This window comes from Chitinophaga sp., assembly GCF_039596135.1.
GTDB lineage: Bacteria > Bacteroidota > Bacteroidia > Chitinophagales > Chitinophagaceae > Chitinophaga.
Genome location: NZ_JBCNKH010000006.1, coordinates 136827 through 154173 on the forward strand (window position 1 = coordinate 136827; position 17347 = coordinate 154173).

The 17347-nt window shown below is 44.2% G+C and carries 9 protein-coding genes; 3 read left to right on the forward strand and 6 right to left on the reverse strand.

Going from position 1 to position 17347, the window contains the following annotated elements; genetic code table 11:
* Nucleotides 1-31: 31 nt before the first annotated feature.
* Nucleotides 32-3298, reverse strand: coding sequence for an Ig-like domain-containing protein (locus tag ABDW16_RS06780; protein ID WP_343668602.1), 3267 nt, complete (start codon nucleotides 3296-3298; stop codon nucleotides 32-34).
* Between the two features lie 345 nt (nucleotides 3299-3643).
* Between ABDW16_RS06780 and htpG the strand changes: the two genes are divergently transcribed.
* Nucleotides 3644-5473 carry a molecular chaperone HtpG gene (htpG, locus tag ABDW16_RS06785; protein WP_343668604.1) on the forward strand — a complete coding sequence of 610 codons (1830 nt, stop codon included), beginning with the start codon at nucleotides 3644-3646 and terminating at the stop codon, nucleotides 5471-5473.
* Nucleotides 5474-5771: 298 nt separating this feature from the next.
* Here the strand turns inward: htpG and recJ are convergent, their stop codons facing one another.
* Both recJ and ABDW16_RS06795 read right to left on the reverse strand, forming a co-directional pair.
* A complete protein-coding gene (recJ, locus tag ABDW16_RS06790; protein WP_343668606.1) occupies nucleotides 5772-7475 on the reverse strand; it encodes a single-stranded-DNA-specific exonuclease RecJ in 1704 nt (567 codons plus the stop codon).
* Nucleotides 7476-7599: 124 nt separating this feature from the next.
* Complete coding sequence (locus ABDW16_RS06795) at nucleotides 7600-8565, reverse strand: polyprenyl synthetase family protein (RefSeq protein ID WP_343668608.1); 966 nt, start codon at nucleotides 8563-8565, stop codon at nucleotides 7600-7602.
* Between the two features lie 313 nt (nucleotides 8566-8878).
* On the opposite strand from ABDW16_RS06795, the gene ABDW16_RS06800 reads away from it, so the two are divergent.
* Complete coding sequence (locus ABDW16_RS06800) at nucleotides 8879-10426, forward strand: OmpA family protein (protein WP_343668610.1); 1548 nt, start codon at nucleotides 8879-8881, stop codon at nucleotides 10424-10426.
* Nucleotides 10427-10730: 304 nt separating this feature from the next.
* Entirely contained in the window at nucleotides 10731-12683 is a 1953-nt protein-coding gene (locus tag ABDW16_RS06805) for a KUP/HAK/KT family potassium transporter (protein ID WP_343668612.1), read from the forward strand.
* 37 nt (nucleotides 12684-12720) lie between these two features.
* Here ABDW16_RS06805 and ABDW16_RS06810 read toward each other — a convergent pair whose 3' ends face one another.
* The 3 genes from ABDW16_RS06810 to ABDW16_RS06820 form a co-directional block, all read right to left on the reverse strand.
* Nucleotides 12721-13578 (reverse strand): pirin family protein, encoded by an 858-nt coding sequence (locus tag ABDW16_RS06810; RefSeq protein WP_343668614.1) that lies wholly within the window; start codon nucleotides 13576-13578, stop codon nucleotides 12721-12723.
* Nucleotides 13579-13643: 65 nt separating this feature from the next.
* Entirely contained in the window at nucleotides 13644-14342 is a 699-nt protein-coding gene (locus ABDW16_RS06815; protein ID WP_343668616.1) for a hypothetical protein, read from the reverse strand.
* A 1428-nt stretch (nucleotides 14343-15770) separates the two neighbouring features.
* A complete protein-coding gene (locus tag ABDW16_RS06820; RefSeq protein WP_343668618.1) occupies nucleotides 15771-17336 on the reverse strand; it encodes a hypothetical protein in 1566 nt (521 codons plus the stop codon).
* Nucleotides 17337-17347 lie beyond the last annotated feature (11 nt).

Genomic DNA, 17347 nt, shown 5'->3' on the forward strand with positions numbered 1-17347 from the left:
TGCGGGCGGCAAGGGTTATTGCCGGCTATAGTTATCTGGTAATCAATATCTTACTAGTTGTTACCCCATCGAGGCTTTGTACCCTTAATATATATATACCATTAGGCAAAGCGTTCACATCAATGGTTTTAGTGTTGCGGCCTTTGTTTACAAATTGTTGTGATTTGAAGCGGCTGCGTCCCTGCATATCTATCAGTTCAAACTGGGCTGGTCCAGGCTTTTCCATATCCACCCAAACCTGGAGGTTATGCCCGATGATGCACCAGATGAGTTTTTTGATCAGGTCTATCAAAGATACATATACCTTGTCATTTTCGCTGTAGCGAACGCTGCCGTCTTTGCTTACAATCTTCAGGCGGTACCAGGAGAATCCCAGCCATGGCTGATAATCGTAAGAGAGATAACTGGTTGCTACGTCTTTGTTACCCTGTGCGGCGAGGGTATCTACCGCTTCGTAGTTCCGCAGGTTACGGGTTTTCTCCACTACAAAATAGTCTGTGTTGATTTCGTAATCTGTAGACCAGGTCACTTTTACATTGCCTGAATCCACTACAGCATTGAAGTTTTGGGCAGTAACAGGATTGCCCAGGATGCGCAGGTTGTAATTGGTCTGTACCGGGTAGTGGTCACTGGTAGTGCTGCTGTAACTACTGATCAGCTGAGCGACTTCCTTATGGATCTTCGCTGAACCTGGCAGGTAAGCGATGGCCATTTCGTCGGAAGCGATCACATTATCAATTACGGTTGTATAAGCGGTAGTAGACTGATCGCCTGCCAGGCTCAATGGCAAAGTAAGTGGTTTATAGTGCGCGGTATCATTCATGAAATCTATATAAGACGTCGTGGTATCCGGCGCCAGCTCAGTGGTAATGGTTTTATTCAATGCGTCGTTGAAATCGCCGAGAATGATGAAGTTACTGTTAGGATACTGTGCATCCAGGGAGTCTTTCAGTTCCAGGTTACCATCTTTGCGACGTTGCCATGACTGGATCTTTTCTGCTGTGGTGCCTGTATTCGCCTTGCTGTGAATGAGGACGAAGTTGACCAGTGCACTATCTCCATTCAGATTGGCAGTGGCCTGCAGCAGGAATGGGAAACGGCCGGAAGACCAGTTGTAATAAGCATTTGAGCTGCCCCCATTTCTCAATACGCCATAGGAGCGAATAGAGCGGATCACGCTCGTTTTATAAAGGAAAGTGAGTTTCTGTGCAGATGTGTAATCCACATCAGTGATGCTGTCTGCATAAGAGCCAAAGTCAGAAATGATATAGCTGTAACCTGGCATCTGGCTTACGACAGCTCTGAAGCGGGCGGTGTCTACAACTTCTGCGAGTGCATAGATATCAGCATCCAGTTTTTTCAGCACTACGGTGGCATTTGCCTGCTGCAGACTGTCGTTGGCCGGATTTTGTGCAGGACTACCAAACCATTCCATGTTCCAGTTCATCACTTTCAGGGAGCGTAAAGACGTGCCAGAAAGTGCGATTGGCGCAGTATTCAGGCTTGCACTGGTGAAAGTGAGAGAACCTGTATATGCCTGATCAGCCGTTGTAGGCGCGAATCTTACCCATACTTTCACTGTACCTGCCAGGGAGTCGACAGGATAATCCAGGGAGGTAGTGTAAGTACCTGCACTGTCTTTAGACAGCTGGAAACCTGCACTGGTAGAGAGTGTGAGTGGTCCGGTGAAGTCGTTGGCATTGAAGGTAATGTATTGCGAAGAAGAGGTCTGACCAGATTTTACATAATCGAAATCCAGGCTGCTGGCAGACTTGTCAACAGACGGTAATGGCGCCTGAGGGCTATTGTATACGTGTAAATCATCCAGCGTCCAGCGGGCTGCATTCAGTGTAGGAGAAGAGGTATATTTAAAAGCGATATACACGCTGGATTGTTTAAAGCCAGCGAGGTTAATACTATCAGACGTTTTCCATGCATCTGACGAGATAGCAGGGAACCTCCCATTGACAGTCGTCCATGTGGCAGTATTTGGATTGCTGCTGCCATCATAATTAGTAGAGATGAGCAGTTGTAAAGATGGACCTACAAAAGCGGTGCGGCTGGCGAAGGAGAGGAGTGGATAATCAAAACCTGTGAAATCAAAAGCAGGCGAGATGAGCCAGTCTTCATTTTCAACAGGACCTCCGCTATAGCCATTGATTTGGGCACCATTCAGGGTTTGGCCGAAAGTGGTACAATCCCATACCTGGGCACCGGTTACGCTATAGGCAGTGAACCCGCCTACTACACCTGTACCGCTAGTACAGTTATTGAAATCAAAATCCAGTTGTTGTGCACCTGTGGAAAAAGCCCACACGGTGCTATCGGGGATACCGGCAAAGGCATTGCCACTATTGTCTGTAACGGCGCCGCTATCGATGGTGATGTAATAAGATTTATTGCCAGCGAGAGAGGTAATGATACTGAGCAGCTGATTTCTGATTACGATAGCAGTGCTGGTGACGTCAAATACCTGCTGGGTGCCGTTTGTAGCATTGTGAAGTGTGAGGTGGCCGCTGCCTGCAATGATATTTTCAGAGAAAATAATACTGGGGGTAGCGGTGGGTGGTACATTCGTTTCGTGGTTCAGTGGTGTGAGTGAGTCAATTACCGGAGGTGTGGTATCGGCACCACCACTGCCGGCGATAATATTGTCGATGGCAAATGAGGGGCGGGAGCCACTGCCGCTGATCTGACGGTTTACCCAGCGAAGCTGTACCAGTGGCTGGTTTTCGCAGGCGGCGGGGAGTACCAGTGTTTTGGTAGCGGGGTCTAGTGGAGTGGTGACACCGCTGGTTGTCTGGAGGGTAGTACCATTTTGATATTCTGTACCAGTAATGTTGGTAAAGGAGCCAGTGCTACCGATTCTGTATTGTAAGATCACTTCATTGATACGGGTATTACTGCTGCCATCGTATGGATTGCGCAGCGTCATAACGTCGTATTGCAATGAGATGTTTACCTGCCCGGTGGTGTTGAGGGCCAGGGCAAGAGAGTTGTCCACACTGCCACTGTTGAGGAAACCCAGTTTACCATTATAATTATATACACCGTTGGCGGTGCTGGAGGCGGTGCCGGTAGTCAGCGCTTTGTCTGATGCAGGGGCGGCGGTATTGAAGCTGGAGGAAGGGGAGCCGGAGAGTGTCCAGCCCTGCCATCCGTCAGGGTAAGTGGTGGATGTAGTGGCCAGTGCATCAAAGTTTTGCTGGTAGGGCAATGCCTGAGGCGTGGGTTGGGTTTGCGCGAAGGAGCACAGAACACCAAAGACAGTAAGGATTAGGAGTAGAGTTTTTTTCATGTAATAAATAGATGGTTGTTAGGGGTGGAAAATCTCTTAAGGGCCATGAGATGTTACGCGTTAAATCTACTACATTTGTGTTATATTTTGCATGATATAATTGTTAACTGGCCTGCGGCAGCAAGGAAGGGCTTTTTTTATATGCCTGACGGCAGGAGGGGGAATTTGCCATGGACAGGGGGGCTTTTTTGCAGGACTTGATTGATCTTCGGCGGTGGGGGTAATTGTAAGTGGGTTATCGGATTTTTCTTTTTTGCAGGAATTGATTGATACCTATCCGTCACTTTGTCAGCATTTTCCCGCTGGCATACCCTTTGAAAAGAATCCACAAAAACACAGATACCCATGCAGAAAGGAGCAATACGTGTTCAGACAGAGAACATTTTCCCCATTATCAAAAAATTCCTCTATTCAGATCATGAGATCTTTATCCGCGAACTCGTAAGTAACGCGGTTGACGCAACCCAAAAACTGAAAACGCTGGCAAGTGTAGGTGAATTCAAAGGAGAACTTGGTGAGCTGGCCATCACTGTGAAACTGGACAAAGAGAAAAAAACGCTGACCATCTCCGACAATGGGATAGGGATGACAGCTGAAGAAGTAGACAAATACATCAACCAGGTAGCCTTTTCCGGTGCGGAAGAGTTCCTGAATAAATATAAAGGTCAGGGTGACGGTACTAACATTATCGGTCATTTTGGTCTGGGTTTCTATTCCTCATTTATGGTGAGCAATGTGGTGGAAATTATCACCCAATCTCACAAAGAGGCACCAGCAGTACGTTGGGAGTGCGATGGCAGTCCTGAATATACCCTGGAAGAAACCACCCGCGAGGCAGGCAGAGGTACTGATATCATCATGCACATCAACGAGGAAAGTGAAGAATTCCTGGATGAGCATCGTATTAAATCCATCCTCGAAAAATTCTGTAAGTTCCTGCCTGTTCCGGTTAAATATGAAGATAACCAGATCAACAATACACATCCTGCATGGACTAAGAAGCCGAGTGAGCTGACAACCGAAGATTATCAGAACTTTTACAAAGAACTGTATCCCTTCTCTGAGCCGCCACTGTTCTGGATCCACCTGAATGTAGATTATCCATTCAACCTGACTGGTATTCTCTATTTCCCTAAGATCAACAAGAGTTACGAAATCCAGAAAGACAAGATCAGCCTGTATTCCAACCAGGTATTTGTGACGGACGAAGTAAAGGATATTGTGCCTGAGTTCCTGATGCTGCTGCACGGTGTGATCGATAGTCCTGACATCCCGCTGAACGTGAGCCGTAGCTACCTGCAGGGAGATCCGAATGTGAAGAAGATCAGCTCTTACATCACCAAAAAAGTGGGGGATAAGCTGGAAGAAATGTTTAAAAACGATCGTAAAGGGTTCGAAGAAAAATGGGAATCTATCGGCCTGTTTGCCAAATATGGTATGATGACGGACGATAAGTTCCTGGAAAAAGGGAACAAGTTCCTCATTCTTGAAGATGCAGATGGCAGCAAATTTTATACCCTCGATGAGTACAAGCAGGAAACTGCTGCTATTCAAACCAATAAAGAAGAAAAACAGGTGATCCTGTATGCGACCAACCCGGTACAGCAGGATAGTTATATCACTGCTGCGAAAGCGAAGGGATATAAGATCGTGAAGCTGGACAGCCTGGTGGACGCTGCATTCCTGAATCAAATGGAGACCCGCTGGGATAAAGTACAGTTCACCCGTGTAGATGCAGACATTGCAGACAACCTGATTGACAAGGATGAAAATACAGCTCATGTACTGACACAGGACCAGGAAGCACGTTTGAAAGCGCTGTTCGAAAAGATCCCGCAGCAACATGTAAAAGTGGAACTGAAAGGGTTGAGTGCAGAAGCACAGCCAGTGATCGTAACACGTCCGGAATTCATGCGTCGTATGAAAGATATGGCAGCAGTAGGTGGCAGTGGTATGAGCTGGTATGCAAATATGCCGGATGAAATCAATATGACGGTGAATGCGAATCACCCGATTTACCAGCAGATCCTGAAAGAAGGCAATGATCAACGGCAGGAAAAGCAAATCCGTAACCTGGCTGATCTGGCATTGCTGTCACAAAACCTGTTGACAGGTGCGGATCTGACGGCATTTGTCACCAGAAGTGTAGAGCTGATGGGTGAAAAAAGCAATTAAGCGATATAATAAATCATTGGGGATGCCGTTTTGATAGCATTGCGCAAGCCCTTATCCCGTCCCATTTAATCGTGGGACGGGATTTTTAGTTAAAGGGAGACATGTAAAAAGAATAGTAATTATGGATTTCGGCCATGCACTATGGCGTCATTTCCCCATACTTACCTTTATAGTAAAGAGAAAACGGAAAGCCCTATCATAGGAGATCTTATCAAATCTCCGTCCGCAGGGGATCAAGGCGAATGTTTTGATTCCCTGCAATTTGTGGTGATCATTACTCGCTTTGAGTAGTAAAAAGTCAGTGAGAGCGGATATCTATTACTTTCATCTGGAGGTTCATCTTACCATTCCATTCATTCTCATCAATGGTAAAGACCATATCAAAAGGCTTACGGCTGCTGACAATGGAGAATTTGTCAGACATATAGAAGCCGATACCTGTCACAGCAATAGGGTGTTTGCCTTGTTTCACAGAAAATTTAATGTGCTCATCTTTTATCAGGCGGGAGTAGCCACTGTCTACCACGTTTCGTACCAGGAACACGGGGCGTTGGTTGTCCGGGCCCAGGGGTTCGAACTGCCTGAGGATGTTGAAAAAGGCGGGAGTGATATCTTTCAGACCTATTTCGGTATCGATGGTGATTTCCGGGATCAGCAGGTCTGGATTGATGGTGGTGGCAACGACCTCTTCAAATTTTTCCTGGAAAGCGGCAACGTTTTCAGGTTTGAGGGTCATACCGGCGGCGTAGAAGTGGCCGCCATAGTTTTCCAGCAGGTCTTTGCACTGGTGAATGGCTTCGTATACGTTGAATCCAATCACAGAGCGGGCAGAACCGGCAACTTTATCATTACTGAGGGTAAGGATAATGGTCGGTCTGTAATAATATTTATCGATCAGGCGGGAGGCTACGATGCCCACGACTCCTTTGTGCCAGTCGGGTTTATAGAGTACGGTCGACTTTTTATTGTGAAGTGTAGTATCGTTCTGAATCAGTTCAACGGCTTCTTTGGTGATGTTGCCATCTATTTCCTTGCGGTCAAAGTTGTCTGCATGCAACACTTTTGCAATTTCCATGGCCTTTTCCATATCATTTTCAATGAACAGGTTCACAGCCTTGCGGGCATCATCCATTCTGCCGGCGGCGTTTACGCGGGGGGCGATCACGAAGACCAGGTTGGAGATAGTGAGTTGTTCTTTGAGGCCACTGAGTTGGATGAGGGCCTGAATGCCGGGTAGGGGAGATTCATTGACTTTTTTCAGTCCATGAAAGGCCAGTACACGGTTTTCGCCGGTCATGGGTACGATATCGGCGGCGATGCTGGTGGCCACCAGGTCCAGGTAGCGGTATACAGCTGATTCCGGCAAACCTTTCTTCTGGGCAAAGGCGGTAATAAGTTTATAGCCAATACCACAGCCGCTTAGTTCCTTGTAAGGATAAGGGCAGTCGTATTGTTTGGGATTGAGGATAGCCACGGCCGGAGGTAGGATGGCATCTGGCAGGTGGTGATCACATATAATAAAGTCTATACCATGATCGGCGGCCCAGGTAATCTGGTCGATGGCCTTGATGCCGCAGTCCAGCGCGATGACAAGACTAAAGTCGTTGTCCCTGGCGTATTCAATGCCCTGGGTAGAGATACCGTAGCCTTCGCGGTAACGGTGTGGAATATAGAACTCTATATTATTATATAAGGAGTGTAGAAAATCGAATACAGTTGCTACGGCGGTGGTACCATCCACGTCGTAGTCGCCGAACACCAGAATCTTTTCATGCCTGAAGAACGCCTGTTCGATCCTGGATACGGCTTTATCCATATCCTTCATGATCCAGGGATCATGAAGATCTGCCAGGGTAGGGCGGAAGAACAATCTTGATTCGTCATAGGTATGCATGCCGCGCTGCACCAACAACCTGCATAACAGGGGATGTATGCGCAGGGAGGCCTGCAGCAAAGCTTCCTGTTTTGGTTGATACGATCGGACTGTCCAGCGTTTTTGCATCTATAATCTAAAGAAGGATGAGCGATTCTTGTTTGAACGGAAGATAGGGTATAAATTTCAAAAAGTTAGGCCTGTTCTCATTAAGAACTGTCCAACAAGTCATTATATTGTCCCCATATTATTATTAGAAGTTGCGGTCGGTGGTGTACCTGACCATGGATTCGAGTCCCTGCCTGATATTGCTATCGGGGAAGCTATGGAGGATGGCCATGGCTTCGTCGCGGTATTCGAACATCTTCTGTTGTGTATACTCGATGCCACCGGAAGCTTTTACCAATGTAATGACTTCTTCCACGCGGTTTTTATCGGTATTATGATTTTTTACGATGTTGATGATTTTTCTTCTTACGTCTGGCGAGGCGTGTTCCAATGTATAGATGAGGGGGAGGGTCATTTTTTTCTCCCGTATATCTATGCCGGTAGGTTTTCCGATTTTTTCGCTGCCATAGTCGAAAAGGTCATCTTTGATCTGGAAGGCGACGCCTACTTTTTCGCCGAAGAGGCGCATTTTTTCAGCGGTTTCTTCATCATTAGAGGTACTCCAGGCGCCGGCAGAGCAGGCGGCGGCGAGGAGGGAGGCTGTTTTTCGGCGGATGATTTCGAAGTAGATATCTTCTTTAATATTGAGTTTACGTGTTTTCTCGATCTGCAGCAGTTCTCCTTCGCTCATTTCCTTTACGGCCTGGGAGAGGATCTGGAGTGCTCTGAAGTCATTATTGTTCAGGGAAAGGAGGAGGCCTTTGGAAAGGAGGTAGTCTCCCACGAGCACAGCGATCTTATTTTTCCACAAAGCGTTGATGGAGAAGAATCCACGGCGCTCATTGGCATCATCCACGACATCATCATGAACGAGGGTAGCGGTATGCAGCAGCTCAACGAGGGCGGCGGCACGGTATGTACTTTCCTGGATGTCATTACTGAACAGGCGTGCCGAGAGTAATACGAACATGGGGCGCATTTGCTTCCCTTTTCGTTTAACGATATAATGCATGATCCTGTCCAACAGTGCGACATTGCTCTTTACTGCATCAGAAAATTTGCTCTCGAAATCCCTTAATTCCTTACTGATCAGGTTTTTAATCTCGTCCATGGTTGATTGAAAAAGATTGCTAATCTATGCTTAAAATATCAAATTTTAACAATTTGGCCCCTAATTTGTATATAAGGGAGTAACAAAACTTTAACATTACTTTGTTTTAGTTATAACAAATATGCTTATTCGTTATATACTCTTTCAAAGTACGGCATAACATTAGTTTGGCCTAAGTGTTAATTGTTAACCAGTTATCAATAGAAATAATATTGCAACAAAAATTTGAATATTCATTTGAGAATTTTACCTTTGCTGGGTAAAAAAACGGGTTATTAGTAAATTTTTAACAGTTTTTAAATAGAAAACAATTATGGCAAGCAAAAAGTACTTATTACTGGCTGGCGCTATGAGTCTCCTAGCGGCGTCTTCCAGTTATGCACAAGTTACCCCTGTTTTTGACGCCCTGGATTCAACCAAAGTTCCAGCATCAAGACAGGCACAACAAAACAATTTCGCTAATCACCAGTATGATTTCCCTGCGAAACCTCGCGATATGTGGGAATTAGGTTTCCACGGTGGTTTGCACTTGATCAACGGTACCATTCCTGCTAAACCAGGTTTTGGTGGTGGTATCTCTCTGAGAAAATCTCTGGGTCATACATTCTCTGTAAGAGCTGAGTATACTGGTTCTTTCGACAAAGGTCAGGATTACAGACTGCGCCCTGCGACTGGTAATGCTGCTTCTGTTTGGTCCAAAACTGCTGCTTTAAACAACGGCATGATTGTTCCTAACTATAAAACTGCTACTCACCAGCTGTCTTTTGATCTGATCGCTTCCCTGAGCAACATCCTGTTCTACAAGGCGCAGCCAAAAGTTAACTGGTATGTATTCGGTGGTTACTCTCTGGGTCTGATCGACGTTGACGTTGATGCAGTAGACGGTAGCGGTAACGGTTATAGCTATTCTGGTGTTAACTTCGGCGCTAGTCGTAAAGACATTAAGGATCAGCTGAAAAATATCTATGATGGTGATTATGAATCAAACGCTCCATCTCAGGGTAACAGAGCTAACATCGGTCGTAAAGACAACAACCAGCTGTGGCGTCATGGTGCTGATTTCGGTACCGGCGTAGCTTTCAGAGTGTCTAAACGTTTCAACATCGGTATTGAAGAGAAATACACCCTGTATTTCGATGATTACCTGGACGGTTATTCTTCTCCATACTCTAGCCACAAGGATGCATTCAGCTACACTAGCGTACGTCTGAACTTCAACCTGGGTAATACTTCTAAGAGAGTAGAACCACTGTGGTGGGTTAATCCGCTCAACTATGCTTACAATGAGCTGAGCGCTCCTCGTCACATGAAACTGCCTACTCCAGTTCTGCCTGATGCAGATGGTGATGGCGTAACTGATCAGTTCGACCGCGAGCCAAACACACCAGCTGGTGCTCCAGTTGATGTTCACGGTGTAGCTAAAGATACTGATGGTGACGGTGTTCCTGACTACAAAGACAAGCAACTGATCACTCCTACTTATTGCCAGCCAGTTGATGCTGATGGTGTTGGTAAGTGCCCAGATCCTGAGTGCTGCAAGAACATTCAGCCTACTGCAAACTGCAGCAGCCTGGTTCTGCCTAGCGTAGCATTCAAAGGTGCTTCTACTAAAGTAGGTTCTGATAACGAAGCTATCCTGGCTTCTGTTGCCAGCACACTGAAATCTAACCCAACTTGTAACATCCTGGTAACAGGTCACGCAGGTGCTAAGGGTAAGAAAGGTGGTGTTGACCTGAGCAGCCGCCGTGTTGATGCAGTGATCGACTACCTGGCTGACAAGCAAGGTATCGACCGCGGTCGTTTCATCAAACAAAACACTCCTGGTGAGTCTGGTACTGTAGATCTGTCTCCAGCTAACTAATTCTCACTGAGAAAAATATAAGGCCCCGTCTCAACAGAGACGGGGTTTTTTTGTGCCTGCTCCTTGATGAGTGTCTGAAGCCCCCCGTAGATCGTTTTTACTCCCCCCCAAACCCCCTGCCGCTGGCTTTGCTAACCGGGGAAGCATCCGTGTTAACTCTTACAAAAAATTTTCTATATTGCTTAATTCACACTACCTTTGATGGCTTTTTTGAGTAGTAGAACTGTTTGAGTGCACACTCCTAAAGGGAGGTAGTTACGACATCAAAAGAAATACTACTCTTATTCATTTAATTACTTATTTCGTGAGAAAAGACATTAACAGGGTTAGCCTGGCCGGTTTAGTAGTAGCATTAGGTATTATTTACGGTGACATTGGAACATCTCCGTTATACGTTTTCAAGGCTATTATAGGTACAAACTACATTAGCGATCTCCTGGTCATCGGTGGTATATCCTGTATTTTCTGGACCCTGACTTTACAAACAACTATTAAGTACGTAATCCTGACACTTCGGGCCGACAATAAAGGAGAAGGCGGGATTTTCTCATTATATGCACTCGTACGGCGACACGCCAAATGGGCCGTTATCTTCGGAATGATAGGCGGCGCCGCATTACTGGCAGATGGTATCATTACCCCACCTATTACTGTAACGACCGCAATCGAAGGTCTACGCACACTGGAAGTATTCAAAGATCTTAGTCAGTGGACAATTGTGAAGATTGTACTGACCATTATTACCTTACTTTTCGTGGTACAGCAGTTTGGTACCAACTCTATTGGTAAGCTGTTTGGCCCTATCATGGTGATTTGGTTCTCTATGCTGGGTATCCTGGGACTTTCACACGTGGCAGATGATTTATCTGTATTGAAAGCTTTCAGCCCACACTATGCGATACAATTGTTAACCACCTATCCCCGTGGGTTCCTGATTCTGGGCGCCGTATTCCTGTGTACGACAGGTGCTGAAGCCCTGTATTCTGACCTGGGGCACTGTGGTAAAGGCAATATCCGGGTATCCTGGATTTTCGTAAAAACCTGCCTGCTCCTGAACTATCTGGGACAGGGTGCATGGTTGCTTACCCATAAAGGCACGATGCTGCCTAAGGACCAGAACCCGTTCTTTACCATTATGCCAGAGTGGTTTGTGATCTTTGGTATCTTAATCGCAACGTTGGCATCTATTATCGCGAGCCAGGCATTGATCTCCGGTTCATTTACCCTGATTTCAGAAGCGATGCGACTGAACCTGTGGCCTAAGCTGAAGATCAATTATCCTACTGAAATGCGTGGTCAGCTGTATATTCCGGGTATCAATACTATGATGTGGGTAGGTTGTACGGCCATCGTACTAATCTTCCAGGAATCGGGGGCCATGGAAGCGGCGTATGGTCTCTCCATTACGATTTGTATGTTGATGACTTCGTGTCTGTTTGCCTTTTATTTATACACGCGGCGAGTGCGTGTCAGCCTGATTCTACTTTACCTGATTATATACTTTACGATAGAGTTCTCTTTCCTGTTCGCCAACCTGGTAAAATTCATGCATGGTGGTTATGTAACAGTGATTGTAGCAGGTGTGCTGTTCCTGGTTATGCTGGTGTGGTTTAAAAGCCGCAAGATCAAAAACCGTTACGTGGAATTCGTACGGTTGGAAGATCACCTGGCAGTGATCCAGGAGCTGAGCAACGATACGACTATACCCAAGTATGCTACGCACCTGGTGTATATGAGTAGTGCAGACAATCCGAAGGAGATCGAACATAAAATCATCTATTCTATCCTGAATAAAAAACCCAAGCGTGCGGATATCTATTGGTTTGTGCACGTAGATGTGGTGGATGAACCTTATCTGAGCGAATACTCTGTACAAACGATTATTCCGAATGAGGTGATTCGTGTGGAATTCCGCTTAGGATTTAAGGTGGAACAGCGTATTAACCTGATGTTCAGAATGGTGGTGGAAGATATGGTGAGGAATAAGGAGGTGAATATCACGAGCCGTTATGAATCACTGAGTAAGAATAATGTGGTAGGTGACTTCCAGTTTATTGTAATGGAGAAGTTCCTTTCACATGATAATGACCTGCCGCTGTATGAGCGTATGATCATGAGGATGTATTTCTGGCTGAAACGCGTGAGTCTTTCCGAGGAGCGTGGTTTTGGACTGGACTCAAGCTATGTGACGATTGAGAAATATCCGCTGGTGGTAGCGCCGGTTACGAATTTGCAACTGAAGCGAATTATTCATTAATAATAAGAGGGCCGCTCCATGGAGCGGCCCTTATTTTTTAGTCTATATAGAATCCGAATTTGCCCATTCTTTCATCGCGCATCGCTTCCATGATTTCCGTTTGTGTGTTCATCACGTACGGGCCATGCCAGGCGATGGGCTCGTTTAGTGGCAGGCCATCGCAATATAGGATGAGCGCATCTTTGCTGGCACTGATTTCAATCTCCTCTCCATCGTTATTGAAGAGTACCATACTTCTGTCGCCGGTGGTGCGACCATTGACAGTAACCTCTCCGTGAAGGACGTAAAAAAGAATGTTTCTTTCCTTCGCTACGTTGATGGTAGTGCTGCCACCTTCACTGATATCCACCAAATAAGCATTAATGTCTGTAATCGACTGTAAAGCCCCTTTATGACCATTCCATTGACCGCCTGCGATTGTGATCTTCACTTTGTCATTTGTTATAACCGGGATATCGGCTTTTTGTAAGCCGGTGTATTTAGGTGGGATCATTTTGTCTTTTGCAGGCAGGTTGATCCATAATTGCAGCAACTCCAGATCGCCACCGGTTTCCTTGAAGGTGTCTTCCACATATTCATTGTGAATGAGGCCGCGGGCGGCGGTCATCCATTGTACGCCACCTTCGTCGATACGGCTGTGAAAGCCGTGGGAGTCTTTGTGTACGACGTGACCTTTTATGATCCAGGTTACGGTTTCAAAGCCACGGTGTGGGTGTGGTCCGAATGGCATGCCTGGATTGAAGGGAGGCAAGGTCATTGGGCCATGGTGATGAAGGAGGAGGAATGGATCGATGGTGTTGCCGTCGGGGAGAGGCAGCGGACTATAGAAGTGGTATGATGAGAGTGAACCACTGATGGGGTGGTTTGTGTTGATTTTGTTAATTGATCTTTGCATGGGGCAAAGGTACGAAGGATGGGAGGAGTAGGGGGTGGACGGAATTCACAATTATTTGGATGATTTTATCTGCGATTTAGGTTTATGCCGGCGACTGTAACCTTGAATGCTTTTAAGGTTTGATCAAATAGAGCGATAAACTTGTCGCCTTCCATTTTGAATTCCATGAGTTTGGCTTTTTTCTCATTTGGGATGAGAAAGCTGGAGCAGTATTTTCCGTCTTTCAGGTCGTAGATGTCTATGGTGAGGGAGTTGGTGAATTGTTTTTTTGATTGGTTGTCTGCTTTGAGAGCGGCGTTGATGAAGAGGTAGCCATGGCTAACGCTGCATTTGCGGTTTACGACGAATGGTGGAGAGGTCATTTTGATTATACCGTTTTCATCGGGTGTGGATAATGTTATTTTTGCAATGGAGTTGGTATCGATGGTATGGCCCCTGTAGAGGAGTTGAAGATTGGTATCTGCGACGATGAATTCGTTGCGGTAAGAGTAAGTATAGACTGCTTTGGAGGAGTAATTGTCAAATGTAAATTTACCGTCTTTGCTGAAGACTTCGTCTTGTTGTTTTTGAAGTAGATCAAAGGCGTTCTGAAGAGAGTCTGAGCCGATTGATTTTTTTGCGAGGTAGAAACCTTTATCGCGGGTTAGCATGTAATAGAGAAAGGAGCCGGAGGAGAGTGGTATGGCGGAGAGGAATTGGATACGATCAGATCTTAAAAATTGAGCTTTCCATTTTCTTGTTTCTCCTCGGTAAATTTTTCTCACATTACCATCTATTAGATAGAAACTACTGTCATTAATATATAAACCAGCATTACTAAAATGGGAAGTATCGGAATAGTCCATCTGAATTCTGATTACTTGAGTGTCTTTTTTATCGATATCAAATTTGGTTAAGACATTCAGGTATCGGATGTTATTTAGGTAAATATACTTATGGGGCGTACCTGCTATTTTCCAGGCATTTCCAGCAAGAGTCCATTCATTTAATTGTTCAATTCGGGCATTGGGGAAAAAGCGATTGAAGCCATTCGAATTATTTTGAAGAGATATCGAATGCACGTGTAGTAAAATGGTAATAAAAAAAGCAATACAACTAATAATTGAGAGGTATAGAATTTTCTTTTTCATTACTTATATGGGATTGGAAGTGGGGATGAGATAGGGTATCTCATCCCATGTGAATTAATAAGGTCTTCTGAGATAAACCAATGGATAAGCTTCACATGTGTACACGTCTGGATAGGCTGGTTGTGATTGGATAGTACATACGTCACCAAATCCATCTGGATCACACCCACCAGTTACAAGGTAAATGGGATCAAGACTTGCATAGTTACAAACTACATAGCTGTAGATATGAGCCCATCCGGAATAAACAGTGGTACGTTTCATTCTCTTACTACCAAATGCAGTCAAGGTTCCAACTAGCATTAAAGCAATGGCTACGAATTTGAAATTTTTCATTTGAGTTTGTTTAAGTATGTGCCTACTCTGGTCCAGGTTTTCAGCGTCCCCTGATTGTATTTTGACAATTATTTAGTGGTTATTTTGAGGGCTATTTATTTAGGGCTTTACCGGTTTGTATATTAAAATGGCTATTACAGCCAGGAGTATAAAGAAGCTGTTAAATATCAGGTGCTGGTTCCACGTCATTCTCTCCAAAATGCCTCCACATGAACATGGCACATAATTGCTAAACTTCGTAATTGCTATTATATAGGAGGTAAATAGCATCATTAATCCGAAACTGGCATATAATGCAGTTAATCTTGTTTGGCGTCTCAATAGCAATATTGAGAGTAAGATTTCCAGTAGCGGTATTAAAATGACCACCAAGGATGTGTATGAAGTGAGTAACGGTGATTGACTGACCTGTTCTTTAAAAGTATCTCCAGCTAATAATTTGCTGATTGCTGCATAAATGAAAAGGAGAATAAACAAACAGGAGATAAAGTCAGTAAACCATTCTCTTTTGGGATATGGGGTTTTAACTTTTCGCATAGTTTAGACTTGTTTTTTGGGAATTTGAATCTGGTCAACAGAGATATTATCTTGTTAGACCAGACTCATTAAATCACCCAAGTGGGGTATTGGTACTGGTATGCATGCTTGTTGAATAATGTAAGTGAAGTAACAAAGATTTGTTGTATTAGCATATATCAAAAAGGAGCAAAATTTAGAATGGTAGAATTATTTTGTATTTATTGCTGTACCTATAGCAATATTTTCCTCATCAATCACATCATTATAAAAGAATGAACTGCCATTTTGTTTGACTCCCATTATTTGTAACCTGAATTTTTTTGCTGGAATTTTAAATTTATAATACGCATCTGTTATAAATGGATTCCAGTGATAAGTTATCCGATCTGGAGACGTCCACTGAAGTGGCTTATCATATCCTTTTAATGCCAGCGTTTTCATTTGAGAAGGTAACGCTTTCAAATCATTTCCTTTGCGTGTATATATAACAATGCATGGACAAGGTTGGAGATCAGAGTAGGCTTTAAAATAGGCGTAGCGGTTCAATGGTTGTGCATTTAAATATTGTCCGTTAACGCGTCGCTCATCTTCATAATATAATACACCTTCCCTGCATGATCCTGTCATAAATCCCAGGCTATTTCTCGCCCAACCTTTTGGAAGTGTTCTTGACATTAAATCATATAAGGAGCTATATCTTGTTGTTATTTCAGGATCCCGCAGATCAAATGCAAATTGTTCAATTGGTTCAAATTGAGAGGACATTACGTATCGTTTATTCAATTCCAGGTTTCTATCCTTCCATTTACTTTTTACAACAAAAGTTTTTAAAGTGCGTTTGCCGATAATAAATGGTATTGAATCGTTGCCACCAAACATCCCAATATTTTCAGTTTTGTAAACGGAGGTAAGCGGTAATTTGAATGGAGGATATTTTAGTGTATCTATATCGAGATTGAATGCATCTTTTGAACGTTTGTTATTATTGAGTTTATAGTAAATAAAAGCTGAATCAAAAAAGTAAAGATTATTGAGAGAAAGAGAGGCATTATTATCAAGGGATATTAATTGTGGTGTAGTCATGGTAGTATCTTTTTGAAGTACAATTACTACATCCTGGTTAGCGAATTTTAAATCCCTCGCGGATATCGAATAACTTAAGTAAGCTGAGTCTATTGAAATAGATGAATTTCGCTGGCTTACAATTCGGCTATAAGGCACTGACACGTCTGGATTTTCTGCATTTGTGATAGAAATAGAATAATTGGAGAATTCGGGATCATCAATATGAATATATATGCCACTCGTATCTCTACTGTAGCTTACCATATTAGTGTTAATATTTTCTTGTTGAGTCTTATCTAATAACTCTTTGACCGCTACCTTTCTGGGGTTATCGATTATCGTAAACGGATATATCAGTTCATTTTTAGAATTTAGTGTGTAGCCTCTCAACCAATAAATACCGGCACTGTCAGGTGTTTCTATCTGCCCCATACTAATGCCATCTTTAACAGGGAATAGGTATCTTCTGATTGGTTTTGTAGTGTCGGTATTTTTATCACTATAAAGCTCAACATAAAAGTTTGTACTAGTTGTATGCACAGTATCACGCAGGAAAATCCTTAACCAGATCGTATCTCCTGGGAGGCAAACCTTTTTATCAGCAAAAAAGGATGCCTGCTCTGTTTGCGCTTTTAGACCCAGTGTCAGGCTGAATGAAATAAGCAGGGTAATAAACAGAATTTTAGGATGTATGCATTGGGTGCCCATAGTTATTGAGT